Below are 18,060 nucleotides of genomic sequence, written 5' to 3'. Positions count from 1 at the left end.
TTCACCAGCGAATCGGTCTCCGAGGGACACCCGGACAAGGTGGCCGACCGCATCTCCGACTCCATCCTCGACGCCATCCTGGAGCAGGATCGCACCGCGCGCGTCGCCTGCGAGACGATGGTCACCACCGGGATGGCGGTGATCGCCGGGGAGATCACCACCACGGCGGTGGTCGACTACCCCGAGGTGGTCCGCCGGGCGATCCGGGAGATCGGCTACAACTCCTCGGAGATGGGCTTCGACTGGCGAAGCTGCGCCGTGCTGGTCAGCCTGGACAAGCAGTCGCCGGACATCGCGCAGGGGGTCAACGAGGGTGAGGGGCTCGACCTCGATCAGGGCGCGGGCGACCAGGGGCTGATGTTCGGCTACGCCTGCAACGAGAACGAGATGTTGATGCCGACGCCGATCCACCTCGCGCACCAGCTGGTGGAGCGGCAGGCCGCCGTGCGCAAGGCCGGAACGCTCGACGTTCTCCGGCCGGATGCCAAGTCGCAGGTGACCGTGCGTTACGAGGAGCAGCGGCCGGTGGCGATCGACGCGGTGGTCCTCTCCACCCAACACACCCCGGAGGTGGGCCACGACGAACTCGCCGAGGCGGTGATCGACACGATCGTCAAGCCGGTGCTCGAGCCGACCGGCCTGCTCCACGACGGAACCGTCTTCCACATCAACCCCACCGGTCGCTTCGTCATCGGCGGGCCGGTCGGTGATTGCGGGTTGACCGGCCGCAAGATCATCGTCGACACCTACGGCGGATTCGGCCACCACGGCGGAGGCGCCTTCTCCGGCAAGGATCCGAGCAAGGTCGACCGCTCCGCCTGCTACATGATGCGTTACGTGGCCAAGAACATCGTCGCCGCCGGGCTGGCCGACCGCTGCGAGGTGCAGGTGGCCTACGCCATCGGCGTGGCCCGCCCGGTCTCGGTGATGATCGACACCTTCGGCACCGGCAAGGTGGACGAGGAGAGGCTCTCCGCTGCGGTGCGCGAGGTCTTCGACCTCCGACCCAAGGGGATCGTGCGGCAGCTCGATCTGTTGCGTCCGATCTATTCCAGGACCGCGGCCTATGGCCACTTCGGGCGCGATCTGCCCGAGTTCACCTGGGAGCGGACCGACCAGGTGGAGGCGCTCAGGGCCGCCGTCGGCCTCTGATCGTCGTCTCACTGAATTCCGATCCGCGGCGGGGGGGCGTGCGGTGCCGCAGTGGCCGGCAGAATCAACCGACAGGCGGCCGTAGCCGGATGCCCGGCGGGTTCGCAAGCAGCCGGGCCGCGACCAGGACGGTCGCGCAAAACGGGAGCTTGCCTATGCAAGCGACGGCTTATTGTAAGGCGATCGAAAACCGCGTTCGATCGCCGTGAAGCCAAACAGCCTATGGACGCGGTCTTTTTGCGATCAGAATCAAGCTCAGGAGTGTGAACGCAGCGATGTCCAATCCCGATTACCGTGTGGCGGATATGTCCGCCGAGACCATCGCCTTTGGCCGCAAGGAGCTGGCCATCGCCGAAACCGAGATGCCCGGTCTGATGGCCGTGCGCGAGAAGTACCGTTCGGCGCAGCCGCTCAAAGGGGCGCGGATCGCCGGCTCCCTGCACATGACCATCCAGACCGGCGTGTTGATCGAGACCCTGACCGCGCTCGGTGCGGAGGTGCGCTGGGCCTCGTGCAACATCTTCTCCACCCAGGACCACGCCGCAGCCGCGATCGCCGCCGAGGGGGTTCCGGTCTTCGCTTACAAGGGGGAGAGCCTGGAGGAGTACTGGGAGTTCACCCACCGCATCATGGAGTGGCACGACGGCGGCACGCCGAACATGATCCTCGACGACGGAGGGGACGCCACGCTGCTGGTCACCCTGGGCGCCAAGGCGGAGCGGGATCCTTCGCTGCTGGACCACCCGACCAGCGAGGAGGAGGTGGCGCTCTTCGCCGCCATCCGCAAGCGGCTGGCCGAGGAACCGGGCTGGTACTCCCGGCGGCTCTCCTCCATCCGGGGGGTGACCGAGGAGACCACCACCGGTGTCCACCGTCTCTACCAGATGGAGGCGCGCGGTGAACTCCCCTTCACCGCGATCAACGTCAACGATTCGGTGACCAAGTCGAAGTTCGACAACCTCTACGGCTGCCGCGAGTCGCTCATCGACGGCATCAAGCGGGCCACCGATGTGATGATCGCCGGCAAGATCTGCGTCGTGCTCGGCTACGGCGACGTCGGCAAGGGGTGCGCCCAGGCCTTCCGCGGGATGGGTGCCACCGTCTGGGTGACCGAGATCGATCCGATCTGCGCGCTGCAGGCGGCGATGGAGGGCTACCGCGTGGTCCACATGGACGATGCGTGTCGGCTGGCCGACATCTTCGTCACCGCCACCGGCAACTACCATGTCATCACCCACGACCACATGGCGGCGATGAAGGATCAGGCGATCGTCTGCAACATCGGCCACTTCGACAACGAGATCGACGTCGCCTCGCTGCGGCAGTACCGCTGGGAGAACGTCAAACCCCAGGTCGATCAGGTGATCTTTCCCGACGGCAAGCGGATCACGCTGCTCGCCGAGGGGCGGCTGGTCAACCTGGGCTGCGCCACCGGCCACCCCAGTTTCGTCATGTCCAACTCCTTCACCAACCAGGTATTGGCCCAGATCGAGATCTTCTGCCACGGTGAACGCTACGAAAAGCGGGTCTACACCCTGCCCAAACATCTCGACGAGGAGGTGGCGCGGCTCCACCTGGAGAAGATCGGCGCGCGTCTGACCCGGCTCACCCAGGAACAGGCCGACTACATCGGCGTGCCGATCGACGGCCCCTACAAGCCGGACCACTACCGCTACTGACGGCTGCGTGAGGCTGCCGCCCGGGGCTGCGACGAGAACCTCCGGTGGAGGGAGGAGGCGGTGCGGACGCCTCCTGCCCCGGTTGGTGCCCTGCTCCGCCCTCCTGCTCATCCTTGCGCTGATCCCCCCGCTGTTGCCGGCTGCGGCCGGAGAGACGCCGGCGCAGGTCGAACGCCGCTTCGACCGTTCCGGTGACGGCGTCGTCGACGCCGAGGACTGGAAGCGCCTTTCCATGCGGGATCGACGTGCCTATGCCGAGGCGTTCCTCGCCGCCTTCGCCCCTGTGGGAAGGGGGGTGGACCCTTATCGGGTGACACTCTACCTGAACGCGCTAAACACCCTGTATCACATCGAATAGTTCGTTGTCGTCCCCGGGGGAGGAAGGGCCGGTGCCCGTCGGAGATGAGGCAAGGGCGTTGCAATCGAGCCTGCCTCCCGCTACAAATCGCGCCGCCCGCCGGTGCCCGCATGGCGTCGGAAGGCCGCTCTCGGGGCATGGCCGTACGGCTCGCGGATGCCCCTTGGCGGGTTGGGGCCGCTGCTGATGCAGCCTGGCGCCTCGGCCCGCTCGGTGCTGGGGGCCCAGCTCGTCGCGGGGCTGCTGGCCGCGGCGGCCGCGGGCATGGTCGGCGGGGTGCGGATGGCCGCCTCCGCAGGCTACGGCGCCCTGTTGATGGCGCTGCTCGGGTTGCAGCTCGCCCGCCGCGTTGCCGGGGTTCCGCCGGAGCGGATCGGTCGCGCCCGGGGGGTGCTCATCGCCGCCGGGCGTTTCGTCTCGGTCTTCGCCCTGCTCGCCCTCGGCCATGCGGTCGGATTGTGGCTGCCGGGGGTGGCCGGGGGGATGGCGGCGGCGCAGGCGGCGCTCTTTTTCGCCGGGTTCCGCCTGATGGCCGGCGAATCGGCGCGGATGGCGGGAGGAACTGGCCGGAGCGCCGCATGTGCGGGCAACAAAGAGAGGGAGATTCCGAGTTGACAGAACAAGGCCACGAGCACGGCATCGCGGACCACCTCCACTACTGGACCCTGAAGCTGAGTGACGAGAACCCCTTTCTCCAGATCCACCTCGACACCATGCTGATCACCATCCTGATCGCGGCGGGCATGGTCTGGTTCTCCAGGCGTCTGGCGGCACGGCTCACCGCCGGCACCCCCGGCGGGATGCAGAACTTCGTCGAGTCGATCATCGAATTCGTCAACCAGACGGTGAAGGACAACTTCCCGGTCGAGAATCCGCTGATCGCCCCTCTGGCGCTGACCATCTTCGTCTTCGTCTTCCTCTGCAACACCATGGACATCCTGCCGGCCTACCTGATGGGCCACATCGCATCGCTCTTCGGCATCCCCCACTTCCGTCCGGTACCGACCAACGATCTCAATCTGCCGGCGGCGATGGCGGTCTGTGTCTTCGTCCTGGTGCTCTACTACGAGTTCAGGCTCAAACCGGTCCACTTCTGCAAGGAGCTGCTCTTCGAGCCCTTCACCAACCTGATGCCGGCGCCGCTGAAGCCGGTGATCATGCCGCTCAACCTGGTACTCAAGCTGATCGAGGAGCTGGCCAAGCCCCTCTCGCTCGCCTTCCGGCTCTTCGGCAACATGTTCGCCGGCGAGGTGATCTTCCTGCTCATCGCCTTCCTGCTGCTCGGCGGCGGCGCGGTGGGGATGATCGTCGGCTTCTTCGTCGGTCTGGGGTGGAGCATGTTCCACCTCTTCATCGGTCTGCTGCAGGCGTTCATCTTCATGATCCTCTCGATCGTCTACCTCTCCATCGCCCACCAGCCGGTCGAACACTGATTCCCTGACGTCCAGGATTTCCCACTCTTCCCCAACACCCAACAACACGCAAAGGAGTAGCACACATGGACACACACACGATCATCACCGCGGCGACCGCCATCTCCGTCGGGCTGATCCTCGCCGCCGCCGGTCTCGGGTCGGCCATCGGCTGGGGGCTGATCACCTCCAAGACGCTGGAAGGGATCGCGCGTCAGCCGGAGATGCGGCCCCAGCTGATGTTCAACATGTTCATCTTCGCCGGTCTGATGGAGTCCTTCCCCTTCATCATCATGGCCTTCGCCCTCTGGTTCCTCTTCGCCAATCCGTTCATCGGATGACATCCGTGCTGGAAGCCGGTGTCCGCGGCCGGGTGGGCCGCGCTGATTCCGAGGTTGCAGAGGCAACCAAGGGGTTTGCAAGGGGGTCGCGCTTCGATTCCCGTCGACGGGCAAAACGTCCATGGACGGACGTGTTGCGCTCTGATCTGGCATGAGTATCGACCTCACATTCATCGGTCAGATCGTGGTGTTCCTCACCCTGGTCTGGCTGATGAAAAAACACCTCTACGGCCCTCTGAACGAGATGATGGAGGAGCGTGCACGCAAGATCGCCGAGGGGCTGGCCGCGGCGGAGGCGGGGCAGGAGCAGCGCAAGAAGGCCGAGGCCGAAGTGGAGCGGCAGCTCGCCAAGGCCCGTGCCGAGGCTCAGGCCATCCTCTCCAGGGCCGAGAGCCGTGCGGCGGAGATCAACGAGGAGGCGGTCCACAAGGCGCGCAGCGATGCCGAGCAGATTCTCGCCGCCGCCCGGGAGGAGATCGCGGCGGAGACCGAGCGTGCCCGGCAGGCGCTTCGCGGCGAGGTGGCCTCGATCGCCATGGCGGCGGCGGAGCAGATCATCCAGGCGGAGCTCGACGCCAAGCGCCATACCGCCCTGATCGAGTCGATCATCGAGCGGGAGTACGGCAAGGCGTGATGGTATCGTACGAGTCTCTCATCCCGGCCCTGGATGGCCGTGCAAATCCGCCGGAGGGCGGCCTGGGCGTCTGCTCCTTGGTCCGGACTTCCGTGACGACGGGGTGGGGACATGAGTAGCGAAGCGGTCATCGCCCGTCGCTACGCGCGGGCTCTGCACGAGTTGATCCGCGACGAGGGTGCCGGGAGTCTGCGTGCGCCGCTCCATCGGCTGGCCGAGGCGGCATCCCATCCGGAGGTGGCCCCGCTGCTGCGGGATCCAGCCTTGCCGGCTGCGGCCAAGCGTGGAGTGCTGGAGGCACTGGTCAAGCGGATGCCCAAGGAGCTGCGCAGGCTGATCGCCCTTCTCGCCGGCCGGGACAAGCTCGCCCTGCTGCCGGAGATCGACCGGCAGTTGTCGGAGATGATCCAGCGGGATGCCGATACGGTGGCAGTGGAGCTGATCGCGGCCACCCGGCTGCCCGCATCCCTGCGGGAGCGGATCGCCGCCGCGCTGGAGCCGGTGGTCGGCAGGAAGCTGAAGATCTCCGTCCGCCAGGACGAACGGATCATCGGGGGCTTCATCGTCAACATCGGTGATCGGCGCATCGACCACTCCATCCGCACCCGGCTCCACGGGATGCGCGCGGCGCTCGCCGGTTGAGCGCGGCCCGGCGCATCGCTTCACACCCATGCAGAACACCACTTGGGGCACGCCGCAGGGCGGCCCCCGCATCGACTGAGGTAACCACATGAAACTCGATACGGCGGAAATCAGTTCCATCATCAAGGAGCAGATCAAGGGCTTCGAGGCGGCCTCCGCGGACGCCAACGTCGGCACCATCATCTCGGTCGGCGACGGCGTCGCCCGCATCCACGGCCTCTCCGGCGCCATGGCCGGCGAGATGCTGGAGATTGGCGACGGCACCATGGCCATGGTGCTCAACCTGGAGGAGGACAGCGTCGGCGCGGTCATCTTCGGCGAGTACCTCCATCTGCGCGAAGGGGACGAGGTGCGCTGCACCGGCCGTATCTTCGAGGTTCCGGTCGGCCCGGAGCTCAAGGGGCGGGTGGTCAACGCCCTGGGCCAGCCGATCGACGGGAAGGGGCCGATCCACACCACCCTGCGCGAGCGGGTGGAGAAGGTGGCCCCAGGCGTGATCTGGCGCAAGAGCGTCGATCAGCCGCTGCAGACCGGCATCAAGGCGATCGATGCCATGATTCCGATCGGGCGCGGCCAGCGCGAGCTGATCATCGGTGACCGCCAGACCGGCAAGACCGCCATCGCCCTCGATACGATCATCAACCAGAAGGATACCGGCGTCACCTGCATCTACGTGGCGATCGGCCAGAAGGCCTCCACCGTGGCCAAGGTGGTCGCCACCCTCAAGGAGCACGGCGCCCTCGATCACACCATCGTCGTCTCCGCCTCCGCGTCGGAATCGGCGGCGCTGCAGTACCTCGCCCCCTACACCGGTTGCACCATGGGCGAGTATTTCCGCGACCGCGGTGAGGATGCGCTGATCGTCTACGACGACCTGACCAAGCAGGCGTGGGCCTACCGGCAGGTGTCGTTGATCCTGCGCCGTCCCCCGGGGCGCGAGGCCTATCCGGGCGACGTCTTCTACCTCCACTCGCGTCTGCTTGAGCGTGCCGCCAGGGTGAGCGAGCAGTATGTCGAGAACTTCACCAACGGCGAGGTCAAGGGGAGGACCGGGTCGCTCACCGCCCTGCCGATCATCGAGACCCAGGACGGCGACGTCTCCGCCTTCGTGCCGACCAACGTGATCTCGATCACCGACGGCCAGATCTTCCTCGAGACCGGGCTGTTCAACTCCGGCCAGCGGCCGGCGGTCAACGTCGGCCTGTCGGTCTCCCGTGTCGGCGGCGCCGCCCAGACCAAGGCGATGAAGAAGGTCGGCGGCGGCCTGCGCCTCGACCTGGCCCAGTACCGTGAGCTGGCGGCCTTCGCCCAGTTCGCATCCGATCTCGACGAGGCCACCCGCAAGCAGATCGAGCGGGGCAAGCGCGGCATGCAGGTGCTCAAGCAGGGGGAAAACGCTCCGATGCGGGTCTCCGAGATGTCCGCCATCCTCTACGCCCTGAACAGCGGGGCGCTCAACGACGTCGAGGTGGAGAAGGTGCCCTCCTTCGAGAAGGGGTTGCTGGCCCATCTCAACCACGAACATGCGGAGATGATGGCCCGGTTCGACGCCGATCCGGTGCTCACCGACGAGATCGCCGGCGAACTGGACGAGGCGATCGCCGAGTTCAAGCGCAGCGGTAGCTACTAGGAGCGGCCGATGGCCTCAGCCAAGGAGATCCGCGGCCAGATCAAGGCGGTGCAGAACACCGCCAAGATCACCAAGGCGATGGAGATGGTGGCCGCATCCAAGATGCGCAAGGCCCAGGACCGCGCCCGCGACGCCAGAGCCTACGCCGAGGGGATCTATCGCGTCATCCACAACCTGATGCAGGCCCATCCGGAGTACGCCCACCCCTTCCTGGTCGAACGCGAGGAGGTGCGTCGGGTCGGTCTGGTACTGATCACCACCGACAAGGGGCTCTGCGGCGGGTTGAACAACAATGAGCTGCGCCTGGCCCTCGAGGTGATGAAGCGCGAACGGGTTCCGGTCGACGTGATGACGATCGGCCGCCGGGGCGAGCTCTTCATGCGGCGGGTCGGGGCCAACAACCTGGCCAGCAAGCAGGAGATCCCCGATGCGCCCGAGGTCTCCGACATCCTCGGCGTGGCCCGGGTGGCGATGGATGCCTTCATCGAGGGGAAGCTCGACCGGGTCTGGCTGGTCTGCAACGAGTTCGTCAACACCATGACCCAACGGCCGAAGGCGGTGCAGCTGCTCCCCTGCCCCATCCCCGAGGAGGGCGGCCACGAGGGCTACTGGGACTACATCTACGAGCCCGACAGCAGGCAGGTGCTCGACGGCCTGCTCGAGCGGTACGTCGAATCGATCATCTTCAACGCGGTGATCGAGAACAAGGCATGTGAGCACTCCGCCCGCATGGTGGCCATGAAGGCGGCCACCGACAACGCCAACGGCGTGGTCAAGGAGTTGCGCATCACCTACAACAAGGCGCGGCAGGCGGCGATCACCCAGGAGATCGCGGAGATCGTCGCCGGAAGCGCCGCCACCAGCTAGCGCTGCGACAAGCAACATCTGAGAGGTCAAAACCAACCATGAGTGATGGAACTATCGTCCAAGTGATCGGCCCGGTGGTCGACGTCCGATTCGATGCCGGCGATCTGCCGGAGATCTACAACGCGCTCTACATCGAAGAGGCCGATCTGACCCTGGAGACCCAGCAGCACATCGGGGACAACACCGTGCGGGCCATCGCGCTCGGTTCGACCGACGGGCTCCGGCGCGGCACCCCGGTGAAGAACACCGGCGACGCCATCAAGGTGCCGGTGGGCAAGGCCACGCTTGGGCGCATCATGGACGTCCTCGGCCGGGGGATCGATTTCGGCGATCCGGTCATCGAGGCGGAGGAGCGCCGCTCCATCCACCAGCCGGCCCCGACCTTCGAGGAGCTCTCCCCGTCGCAGGAGATCCTGGAGACCGGCATCAAGGTGATCGACCTGATGGCGCCGATCGCCAAGGGGGGCAAGGTGGGTCTCTTCGGCGGTGCCGGCGTGGGCAAGACCGTCAACATGATGGAGCTGATCAACAACATCGCCAAGGCGCACGGCGGCTATTCCGTCTTCGCCGGCGTCGGCGAGCGCACGCGCGAGGGCAACGACTTCTACTACGAGATGAAGGAGTCGAACGTGCTCGACAAGGTGGCGCTGGTCTACGGCCAGATGAACGAGCCGCCGGGCAACCGTCTCCGTGTGGCGCTGACCGGCCTGACCATCGCCGAGTACTTCCGCGATGAAGGGCGCGACGTGTTGATGTTCATCGACAACATCTACCGCTACTCGCTCGCCGGCGTGGAGGTCTCCGCGCTGCTCGGACGCATGCCGTCGGCGGTGGGCTACCAGCCCAACCTGGCCGAGGAGATGGGGCGTCTGCAGGAGCGTATCGCGTCGACCAAGAAGGGGTCGATCACCTCGGTACAGGCGGTCTACGTGCCGGCCGACGACCTGACCGATCCGGCGCCGGCGACCACCTTCGCCCACCTGGATTCGACCATCGTCCTCTCCCGCCAGATCGCGGAGCTCGGCATCTATCCGGCGGTCGACCCGCTCGACTCCACCAGCCGGCAGCTCGACCCCAAGGTGATCGGCATCGAGCACTACGAGGTGGCCACCGGCGTGCAGCGCACCCTGCAGCGCTACAAGGAGTTGCAGGACATCATCGCCATCCTCGGCATGGACGAACTCTCCGACGAGGACAAGCTGATCGTCTCGCGTGCACGCAAGATGCAGCGCTTCCTCTCGCAACCCTTCCACGTCGCCGAGGTCTTCACCGGCGCTCCGGGAATCTACGTCAAACGCGAGGAGACCATCGCCGGCTTCAAGGCGATCCTCAACGGCGAGTGTGACGATCTTCCCGAACAGGCCTTCTACATGGTCGGGTCGATCGACCAGGTGCGGGAGAAGGCGGAGAAGATGGGGGCGAAGGGGTAACCGCGATGGCCGTCCCTGTCCTGGTGGCGACCGCCGAACGCGAGGTCTACCGCGGTGATGCCGACTTCCTGGTGGCGCCGGGGGTCGCCGGCGAGTTGGGTATCTACCCCCGCCACACCCCGCTGCTCAGTGCGCTCAAGCCGGGTGAACTGCGCATCCACTGTGGAGACCAGATCGACGAGGTCTTCGTCTCCGGCGGCTATATCGAGGTGCAGCCGGACATGATCACCGTGCTGGCCGACTCCGCCGAGCGGGCGCATGACATCGACGAGGCGGAGGCGGCGGAGGCGATGCGTCGCGCGCAGGAGCTCAACGAGAGCAAGAGCGGCGACATCGACTACGCCCGAGCCGCCTCCGAACTGGCCATCACTGCGGCAAGGCTCGAGTTCCTCAAGAAACGCAAGCGCAAGTAACGACGGGCATGCGCGCCGGGGCGTCATGGCCGCCTGCGCCGAGGGCGCTCCGCGAATGCGCGGCGACAGGAGCAGTGCCATGACCCCACCTGTCACACCGCTGGACGATCTGCAGGTCTGCGTGCTTGCGGCCGGCAAGGGAAAGCGGATGTGTTCCGCGCGCCCCAAGGTGCTCCACCCCATCCTCGGCCGGGCGATGCTCGACTACGTGCTGCACACCGTCGAGGCGCTGCAGCCGAAGGGGATCGCGCTGGTCACCGGGCATGCATCCGATCAGGTGCGGGCCCACGTCGGTGACCCGGCCAACCTCTCCTGGGTGGTGCAGGATCGGCAGTTGGGTACCGCCCATGCCGTGCGGCAGTGTGAGACGGTGATCCGCGACGTGCGCGACGTGCTCATCGTCTGCGGTGACACCCCGCTGTTGCGGGCGGAGACGCTGCGGACGCTGGTCGCCTGCCACCGCAGCAGCGATGCCGGCATCACCGTGCTGACGGCGACTCCCCCCTCCCCCGTCGGGTATGGGCGCATCGTGCGCGATGAGGGAGGCTCCATCGTACGAATCGTGGAACAGCGCGACGCCGATGGGGCGGAGCGGGAGATCCGGGAGGTGAGCAGCGGCATCTACTGCGTGCAGTATGCCACCCTCTTCGATCTGCTCCATCAGGTGGAGAACCGCAACGCACAGCAGGAGTACTATCTGCCGGACATCGTTCCCATCGCCCTGCGTTCGGGGGTGCGGGTGGGCAGCTGTGCCATGGAGGATCCGCTGGAGATGCTGGGGGTCAACAACCGGGTGCAGCTGGCCGAGGTGGAGCGGGTGATGCAGCAGCGGGTGATCCGCGACTGGCAACTGCAGGGGGTGACCATCGAACAGCCGGAGAGCGTGCGCATCGAGCATGCCGTGCGTCTCGGCAACGACACCGTCGTCCACGCGGGTTCCCAACTGCTCGGTTCGACCACCATCGGCGACAACTGCGAGGTAGGCCCCTATACCATCGTGCGCGACAGTTGGATCGCCGACGGGGTGCGGCTGCTTCCCTTCAGCCATATCGAGCAGGCCAGCGTCGGAGAGGGGTCCCGGGTGGGGCCGTTCGCCCGGTTGCGTCCGGAGAGCGAGCTCGACGATGCGGTCTGCATCGGCAACTTCGTCGAGGTGAAGAAGTCGGTGATCGGCCATGGCAGCAAGGTCAACCACCTGAGCTACATCGGCGACACCGTCATGGGACGCGAGTGCAACATCGGCGCCGGCACCATCACCTGCAACTACGACGGCGCCAACAAACACCGCACCACCATCGGCGATCGAGTCTTCATCGGCTCCGATACCAAGCTGGTGGCGCCAGTGACCGTGGGTGATGATGCGACCGTCGGCGCAGGCAGCATCCTGACCAAGGATGTCCGCAAGGGGGGGCTGACCCTCTCGGCGCGCCCCGAACAGCGCCACCTGCCCCACTGGCAACGGCCGCGCAAGAGACGGGACGGCTGAATCGGGGGCCGCCGCCATCCCGCCTGCTTCCCTCCTGCGCCACTGTGGTGACGCGATCCCCCAAGAGGTGCCGTACCACGGCGCAGCGCTCCGCCTCCCCCGCCGCCTCCCCTCGATGACGGGAACGGCGGCCGCGCAAACGGCGGGCTGACCGGCGCGATGTGCGGCATCATCGGTGCGGTGGTTCCCGGCAGGGATGTCACCCCCCTTCTGCTACAGGCCCTCCATGCGATGGAGTATCGCGGCTACGACAGCGCAGGGATCTGCCTGATCGAGGATGGACGGCTCTGTTGCCGCAAGGAGGCGGGGAAGCTGGCCCGCCTCGAACAGGCGCTCCGGCTGGATCCCGTCTCCGGTGCCTGCGGCATCGGCCACACCCGCTGGGCCACCCACGGCGCCCCTTCGGCCTGCAACGCCCATCCCCACCTAGGTACGCGCTGGGCGGTGGTCCACAACGGCATCATCGAGAACCACCGACCGCTTCGGGACGAGCTGGAGGGGGATGGTGTATGCTTCCGTTCGGAGACCGACAGCGAGGTGCTGCCGTGGCTGATCGAGCGGCAGCCGGGCCCGGCGGAAGAGGCCTGGCGCGCCCTCCTCGGTCGTCTGCAGGGGGCCTTCGCCATCGTCGCGCTCTCACAGGAAGATCCGGATGCCCTGTGGTTCGCCCGCCGCGGCAGTCCACTGCTGTTGGCCCGGGCGGCGCGCGGCGTCTTCGTCGCCTCCGACGCCATCTCCGTCGCACCGCTGGCCGACGAGGTGCTTTACCTCGAGGAGGGTGAGTGGGGGCGGATCACCCCCACATCGTTGGCGCTCTTCGATGCATCCGGGCGTCCGGTGGTGCGCGACTGGCACACGACCCCTGCCACCTCCAACGCTGGCGACAAGGGTGGATTCGAACACTACATGGATAAGGAAATCCATGAACAACCAGACGTAATCGAGCGTATTCTCTCGAGTTATACCGATGGTTCAACCATCACCTTTCCTCGGGCGCCATGGCTGCATACCGACGCGCCGCCCGATCGCATCGTCATGGTCGCCTGCGGCACCTCCTACCATGCGGCGCTGGCCGCCCGCTATTGGCTGGAGGGCTTCCTCAACCTTCCCGTCGAGGTGGATGTCGCCTCCGAGTATCGCTACCGCAATCCGGTGATCGGCCCCAACACGCTGCTGGTCACCCTATCGCAATCGGGTGAGACCGCCGACACGCTCGAGGCGCTGCGCCTCTTCAGGCAGCGCACCCCGCACAACCGGACGCTGACCCTGTGCAACGTCGACCACTCCTCGATGGTGCGCGAGGCCGACGGCGCCATACTGCTTCACGCCGGTGCCGAAATCGGGGTGGCATCGACCAAGGCCTTCACCGCGCAGCTTGCGGTCCTGGCCCTCTTTTCGCTGGCGCTGGCCCGCCGGGTCGGTTCGATCGACGACGGTGCGGTGGCCGGCCACCTCGCTGCACTGCGCCGCTGCAGCGGGGCCATCCGGGAGATCCTCCGCCGGCGGGAGGAGGTGGTGGCGCTGATTCCGCTCTTCCTGCAGGCGCGCGGCGTCCTCTTCCTCGGTCGCGGGGCCTGTTATCCGCTGGCGCTGGAGGGGGCGCTCAAACTCAAGGAGATCTCCTACATGCACGCCGAGGGGTATGCCGCCGGCGAGATGAAGCACGGCCCCATTGCGCTGGTCGATCGCCGCATGCCGGTGGTGGTGCTGGCGTTGCGGCAGTACCACCTGGAGAAGGTGCTCTCCAACCTGCGCGAGGTGCAGGCGCGCGGTGCACGGGTCATCCTGTTGACCGACGAGCCCGATGGCGCAGCGCCGGATCGGCTCAGGGTGGCCGGGCGCATCACCATCCCGCAGGGGGATCTCTTCACCGCACCGATCCTGGCGGCGATCCCCCTGCAGCTGCTCGCCTACCACGTCGCACGGGCCAAAGGGACCGACATCGACCAGCCGAGAAACCTGGCCAAGTCGGTGACGGTGGAGTAGGAACCCACCGGCCGATCCGACCGGCGCCGCATCATCCTGCGGGCGGGAGCGTCAGCAGGGGTAGAGCTGCGCCGTCGCCTCCACCAGCTTCCTGTCGATCAGCCGCGCACCTCGCCGCGCACCCAGGGCGAGACATCGGTCCATCATGTGGTTCATCCGCCGCGGCACCCCCAGCGTGTAGCGATGGACGGCCGTCGCCGCCTGGCGGGTGAGGATCGGGCGCGAACAGCCGGCCGAACGGAGGCGGAAGAGGAGATAACGGGTGCTCTCCTCCTGGCTGTAACGGCCGAGATGGAGGTTGAGTGCCACCCGCTGCTGCAGTTGCGGGAGCTGCGCGATCATCCTCTGCAGCTCGGGCTGACCGATGAAGAGCAGGGTGACCAGGAAGCGGTTGGCCAGCTGAAAGTTGAGCAGCAGGCGCAGCTCCTCGAAGGTTTCGTTTGCCGGGATGGTCTGCGCCTCGTCGATGCAGACCACCGTATCGCGGTCGGAGCGGACGTTGTCGACCATGTGGCGGCGCAACTGCTCCAGCATGGCGTTGCGATCGCGCCCGGAGATCTCGAGCCCGAGCTGTGTTCCGATCTCCACCAGCATCTCACCGGGGCCGAGGCGGGCGTTGGTGATCCATACGATCCGGTAGCGGGTCTCGGGAAGCTGGAGCAACACATGTTGACAGACGGTGGTCTTCCCACAGCCGATCTCCCCGATCAATACCGCCAGTCCGCGCCGGCGCACCACCGCCTCATGAAGATCCTCGGCGACCGTATCGATCTCTCGAGAGCGGAAAAAGAAGCGCTCGTCGGCGACGTCGTCGAACGGAAACCGATCCAACCCCCAGTATTCCAGATACACGATTTCGTCTCAAAAGGCCCGTTTTTTCCCGGTGGTGATCGAAAAGCGCGTTCCGATCGCCCGACCGACAGCCGCCGGCATGCCGCCGCACGCCCCTGCCCTCTCCGGCACACTTCACTGCAGCCGCGCGATGCCCACGACGAGGGAGGAGCGCCAAACTGTGGCCCCCCCCCCATCGAAGTCAAGCGGAATCGTCCGCTCGGCTGCCCGGCCGGGTCTCTTGACTTTTTCCCGCCGTCGCACACCATTCGCTCCGCTTTGCGGGAATAGCTCAGTTGGTAGAGCGCAACCTTGCCAAGGTTGAGGTCGCCGGTTCGAACCCGGTTTCCCGCTCCAGATCCGGTTGCACCGCAAACCTGCGCAACCCGCGAACGGGGGCAGCGCCCCCGCCCGACACCAAGGGGCTTCCGCCCCTTTTTTCGTTCCCGTGGCAGGGTGGCCAAGTGGTAAGGCAGAGGTCTGCAAAACCTCTATCGCGGGTTCGATTCCCGCCCCTGCCTCCAGATTTCCCCGGCAAACCGCGCTCTTCGATTCTCGTCAGGTACAACCTCCACGAACGGCCTCGTTGCGATTCGATCCTCAATAGAATCCGGTATCGTGGAGGTCGGGGAGGAACCCCTCCACCCGGTGTACCGTCGTGGTGATGGTGCCGTCGCCATGCAACGTCAGCAGGCGAAAACCCGGAGCGCGGGGATCGAGTTCGAAGCGGCGGCTGCGCGGCAGAAACTGGATCGAGGTGGCGGGCGTCGCCAACAGACGCACCGCCCCACGCCACCGGTCGAGCTCCTGATGGACGTGTCCGAACAGTACCGCGCGCACCGCGCGGCTTGCATCGACCAGATGCCAGAAGTCGTCGGCGTCCTCCAGCATCATCGCATCCATCCATGGGCAGTCGATGGTCACCGGATGGTGATGCATCGCCAGCAGCAGGTGTTCCGCCGGTGGATCGCGCAACAGCCGCTCCAGTCGCTCCAGCAGTGGCGCGCCGAGCCGTCCGGCGGGTGCGACGGAGCCATCGTGGGAGTTGAGCGGGACGACCATCCACGGGCCGAGGCGGACGCCCCCCTCTTCGGCCAGGGGCGGGATTTCCAACGGAGGAAAGAGGGCACGCTCCATCGTCGGCGGATCACAATGGTTGCCCGGCGTCACCCGCACCGTGGCGCACCATCCTGCAAGTTCCCGTGCCAGTCGGCGATAGCTCTGCGCCGTTTCGTCCTGGGCCAGATCCCCGCCGAGCAGCAGCAGGTCGGGGTGCGGGACCATCCGCCGGGCCATCCCCTGCACCGCCCGGAAGCTGGCCAGGGTTTGAACCCCTTTGAGCCGCTGCTCGCCGTCGGCGTAAAGGTGGAGATCGGTGAGATGGACGACGGTCGGGGTCACCCTCGGATCACCCCCACTCCTGCCGCCGATCGACGAAACGGCGACACCACAGCTCCATGCAGAGCATGGCGAAGATGGAATAGGCCGCATCGATGCGGCCCGCCGCATCGTCCGCGATCATTCGCCGGACCGCCTGGGGATCGAACCAGCCCCGACGTCTGATCCCCTCCTCGGAGAGCAGGTCCCCCACCATCTCCCGCAGATCGTGGTGCAGCCACCGACGCACCGGTGCACCGAATCCGGTTTTGGGGCGATGGATCACCTCCCGGGGCAACACCCCCTCCATCGCCTGCTTGAACAGCCACTTGCCGGTGGCGCCACGCTGCTTGTAGCGGTCGGGCAGGCGATTGGCGAAGCGGACCAGCTCGAGATCGAGCAACGGCACACGCACCTCGACCCCGTATGCCATTCCGCTCTTGTCGGTGTAGTTGAGGTTGTGATCAGCAAGGAAGAATCGCTGCTCCAGAGCGAGCATCCGTTGCAGGGGCGTGAGTCCGTCGGGCAGGGTGCGAAGGAAGTCGCGCAAGGGCGCGGGCGTGCCGACCGCATCCCGAAACTCCGGGCTGTAGAGGCAGCGCTGCCGCTCCGGATCCAGCCAGCGAAAGTAGCCGACGATGCGCTCCTCCTCATCCACACCGGCGAAACGGAACGCCCGGGCGATGCGTCGCCCCGTGCCGGAGGAGTGGGGCAGTGTGGCTGCGAAACGCTGCAACCTCCGCCGTATCGCCGCGGGCCACCAACGCCACCACCGCTCCAGCAGAAGCGCCCGGTGGCGGCGGTAGCCGGTGAAGAGATCGTCGCCGCCTGTGCCGGATAGCAGCACCTTGATTCCCGCCTCGTGCGCCGCCCGGCAGATCAGCGCGGCCTGAAGCGGGGCGGGATCGGCCTGGGGTTCATCGAGTTGCCATACCATCTGCTCCAGGCCGTCGATCAGCGCTGCACCCACCTCCACTTCGTGCAACGTCACCCCCAGGTGACGCGCCACGCGCCGGGCGTAAGGCAGATCGTCGGCGAACCCCTCGTCCGCCATCGAACGGTCGCGGAAGGTGATGGTGAAGCAGGGGAGCCGGTCCAGCCGGCGACGGGCCAGGGCGACCACGGCGCTGGAGTCGAGCCCGCCGGAGAGAAAGGCGCCGACCGGCACGTCGGAGACCAACTGGCGTCGAACGGCGCGATCGAGCTGTTCCGACAGCCGTTCCGCCGCTGCCCTCCGGGGATACTCCGTCTGCTGCCCGGGGGTGGGAATGAACGGTGGTGCGTGTGGCGGGCGACGGGATACGATCCGGCCGTCGCGCACCGCCAGCAGATGCCCGGGCTCCAGCTTGCGTACGGCGCGGAACATGGTCGATGGAGATGGAAGCCAGAGATGGCCGAGGCAGGCATCGACCGCCTGCGGATCGATGGAGCGATCCAGATCGGGCAGCGCTGTCAACGCCTTCAGCTCGCTGGCAAAGGCGAACCCGCTTGTGGTCTCGGTGTAGTAGAGCGGCTTCACCCCCATCGGATCACGGGCGAGGAGCAGCGTGCGGCTCTTCCCGTCCCAGACGGCGAAGGCGTAGATGCCGTTGATGCGCTCCAGGATCCCATCCCCCCACTCCACCCAACCGTGCAACAGTACCTCGCTGTCGCTACAGCCGTGGAAACGGTGACCGCGGGACTCCAGCTCCTTCCGGATGCTCCGATAGTTGTAGAACTCGCCGTTGTAGACCAGACGACAACCTGCGAAGTGCATCGGCTGGTGGCCGTGGCGGGAGAGGTCGATGATGGAGAGCCGACGATGCGCCAGCCCCACCCCCTC

17 protein-coding genes and 2 tRNA genes are annotated in these 18,060 nt (G+C 66.6%); 16 read left to right on the top strand and 3 right to left on the bottom strand.

All coding sequences use genetic code 11. From position 1 onward, the window contains the following. The 14 genes from D6682_00545 to glmS all read left to right on the top strand — a co-directional run. The coding region (locus D6682_00545; protein ID RMH52948.1) for a methionine adenosyltransferase at positions 1-1,152 on the top strand (1,152 nt) is incomplete at its 5' end. Positions 1,153-1,427: 275 nt separating this feature from the next. Continuing rightward, entirely contained in the window at positions 1,428-2,831 is a 1,404-nt protein-coding gene (locus tag D6682_00540; GenBank protein ID RMH52947.1) for an adenosylhomocysteinase, read from the top strand. Between the two features lie 85 nt (positions 2,832-2,916). Then, positions 2,917-3,189 carry a hypothetical protein gene (locus D6682_00535; GenBank protein RMH52946.1) on the top strand — a complete coding sequence of 91 codons (273 nt, stop codon included), beginning with the start codon at positions 2,917-2,919 and terminating at the stop codon, positions 3,187-3,189. A 171-nt stretch (positions 3,190-3,360) separates the two neighbouring features. Next, positions 3,361-3,804: a hypothetical protein gene (locus tag D6682_00530; protein ID RMH52945.1), complete on the top strand. Its 444-nt coding sequence runs from the start codon at positions 3,361-3,363 to the stop codon at positions 3,802-3,804. Then, on the top strand, positions 3,801-4,622 hold the full coding sequence (atpB, locus tag D6682_00525) for an ATP synthase F0 subunit A (GenBank protein ID RMH52944.1): 822 nt from the start codon (positions 3,801-3,803) through the stop codon (positions 4,620-4,622). The genes D6682_00530 and atpB overlap by 4 nt, the downstream gene beginning before the upstream one ends. 65 nt (positions 4,623-4,687) lie before the next feature. Beyond that, entirely contained in the window at positions 4,688-4,942 is a 255-nt protein-coding gene (locus tag D6682_00520; GenBank protein RMH52943.1) for a F0F1 ATP synthase subunit C, read from the top strand. A 151-nt stretch (positions 4,943-5,093) separates the two neighbouring features. Continuing rightward, positions 5,094-5,576, top strand: coding sequence for a F0F1 ATP synthase subunit B (locus tag D6682_00515; GenBank protein RMH52942.1), 483 nt, complete (start codon positions 5,094-5,096; stop codon positions 5,574-5,576). 111 nt (positions 5,577-5,687) lie between these two features. Further along, entirely contained in the window at positions 5,688-6,218 is a 531-nt protein-coding gene (gene atpH, locus D6682_00510) for an ATP synthase F1 subunit delta (protein ID RMH52941.1), read from the top strand. A gap of 88 nt (positions 6,219-6,306) precedes the next feature. After that, positions 6,307-7,848, top strand: coding sequence for a F0F1 ATP synthase subunit alpha (locus tag D6682_00505; protein ID RMH52940.1), 1,542 nt, complete (start codon positions 6,307-6,309; stop codon positions 7,846-7,848). A 9-nt stretch (positions 7,849-7,857) separates the two neighbouring features. Then, positions 7,858-8,715 (top strand): F0F1 ATP synthase subunit gamma, encoded by an 858-nt coding sequence (locus tag D6682_00500; GenBank protein RMH52939.1) that lies wholly within the window; start codon positions 7,858-7,860, stop codon positions 8,713-8,715. Between the two features lie 38 nt (positions 8,716-8,753). Then, entirely contained in the window at positions 8,754-10,145 is a 1,392-nt protein-coding gene (gene atpD / locus D6682_00495; protein RMH52938.1) for a F0F1 ATP synthase subunit beta, read from the top strand. Between the two features lie 5 nt (positions 10,146-10,150). Next, the gene (locus D6682_00490; GenBank protein ID RMH52937.1) at positions 10,151-10,558 is read left to right on the top strand and encodes a F0F1 ATP synthase subunit epsilon; all 408 of its coding nucleotides are present in this window, start codon (positions 10,151-10,153) and stop codon (positions 10,556-10,558) included. A gap of 79 nt (positions 10,559-10,637) precedes the next feature. After that, on the top strand, positions 10,638-12,044 hold the full coding sequence (gene glmU, locus D6682_00485; GenBank protein RMH52950.1) for a UDP-N-acetylglucosamine diphosphorylase/glucosamine-1-phosphate N-acetyltransferase: 1,407 nt from the start codon (positions 10,638-10,640) through the stop codon (positions 12,042-12,044). Positions 12,045-12,203: 159 nt separating this feature from the next. After that, positions 12,204-14,030: a glutamine--fructose-6-phosphate transaminase (isomerizing) gene (gene glmS / locus D6682_00480; GenBank protein ID RMH52936.1), complete on the top strand. Its 1,827-nt coding sequence runs from the start codon at positions 12,204-12,206 to the stop codon at positions 14,028-14,030. 51 nt (positions 14,031-14,081) lie between these two features. On the opposite strand, the gene D6682_00475 is transcribed toward glmS, so the two are convergent. Beyond that, the gene (locus D6682_00475) at positions 14,082-14,882 is read right to left on the bottom strand and encodes a hypothetical protein (GenBank protein ID RMH52935.1); all 801 of its coding nucleotides are present in this window, start codon (positions 14,880-14,882) and stop codon (positions 14,082-14,084) included. 260 nt (positions 14,883-15,142) lie between these two features. Between D6682_00475 and D6682_00470 the strand changes: the two genes are divergently transcribed. Continuing rightward, positions 15,143-15,218: transfer RNA gene (locus D6682_00470), tRNA-Gly, on the top strand. A gap of 93 nt (positions 15,219-15,311) precedes the next feature. Further along, positions 15,312-15,385 (top strand) — tRNA-Cys (locus tag D6682_00465). Positions 15,386-15,461: 76 nt separating this feature from the next. Here the strand turns inward: D6682_00465 and D6682_00460 are convergent. Both D6682_00460 and asnB read right to left on the bottom strand, forming a co-directional pair. Further along, positions 15,462-16,370, bottom strand: a complete 909-nt coding sequence (locus D6682_00460) for a hypothetical protein (protein RMH52934.1) — start codon at positions 16,368-16,370, stop codon at positions 15,462-15,464. Next, positions 16,270-18,048: an asparagine synthase (glutamine-hydrolyzing) gene (gene asnB, locus D6682_00455; GenBank protein RMH52949.1), complete on the bottom strand. Its 1,779-nt coding sequence runs from the start codon at positions 18,046-18,048 to the stop codon at positions 16,270-16,272. Before asnB ends, D6682_00460 begins: the two co-directional genes overlap by 101 nt. Positions 18,049-18,060 lie beyond the last annotated feature (12 nt).

Source organism: Zetaproteobacteria bacterium (assembly GCA_003696765.1).
Classification (GTDB): Bacteria; Pseudomonadota; Zetaproteobacteria; order Mariprofundales; family J009; genus RFFX01.
This window is presented reverse-complemented; position numbering and strand designations above follow the sequence as displayed.

What these genes read in the sequence shown, in the direction of transcription:
- D6682_00540 (RMH52947.1), top strand. Translation starts at nt 1,428, where the DNA reads ATGTCCAATCCCGATTACCGTGTGGCGGATATGTCCGCCGAGACCATC.
- D6682_00520 (RMH52943.1), top strand. Translation starts at nt 4,688, where the DNA reads ATGGACACACACACGATCATCACCGCGGCGACCGCCATCTCCGTCGGG.
- D6682_00515 (RMH52942.1), top strand. Translation starts at nt 5,094, where the DNA reads ATGAGTATCGACCTCACATTCATCGGTCAGATCGTGGTGTTCCTCACC.
- atpH (RMH52941.1), top strand. Translation starts at nt 5,688, where the DNA reads ATGAGTAGCGAAGCGGTCATCGCCCGTCGCTACGCGCGGGCTCTGCAC.
- D6682_00505 (RMH52940.1), top strand. Translation starts at nt 6,307, where the DNA reads ATGAAACTCGATACGGCGGAAATCAGTTCCATCATCAAGGAGCAGATC.
- D6682_00500 (RMH52939.1), top strand. Translation starts at nt 7,858, where the DNA reads ATGGCCTCAGCCAAGGAGATCCGCGGCCAGATCAAGGCGGTGCAGAAC.
- atpD (RMH52938.1), top strand. Translation starts at nt 8,754, where the DNA reads ATGAGTGATGGAACTATCGTCCAAGTGATCGGCCCGGTGGTCGACGTC.
- D6682_00490 (RMH52937.1), top strand. Translation starts at nt 10,151, where the DNA reads ATGGCCGTCCCTGTCCTGGTGGCGACCGCCGAACGCGAGGTCTACCGC.
- glmU (RMH52950.1), top strand. Translation starts at nt 10,638, where the DNA reads ATGACCCCACCTGTCACACCGCTGGACGATCTGCAGGTCTGCGTGCTT.
- glmS (RMH52936.1), top strand. Translation starts at nt 12,204, where the DNA reads ATGTGCGGCATCATCGGTGCGGTGGTTCCCGGCAGGGATGTCACCCCC.
- D6682_00460 (RMH52934.1), bottom strand. Translation starts at nt 16,370, where the DNA reads ATGCGGCGGGCCGCATCGATGCGGCCTATTCCATCTTCGCCATGCTCT.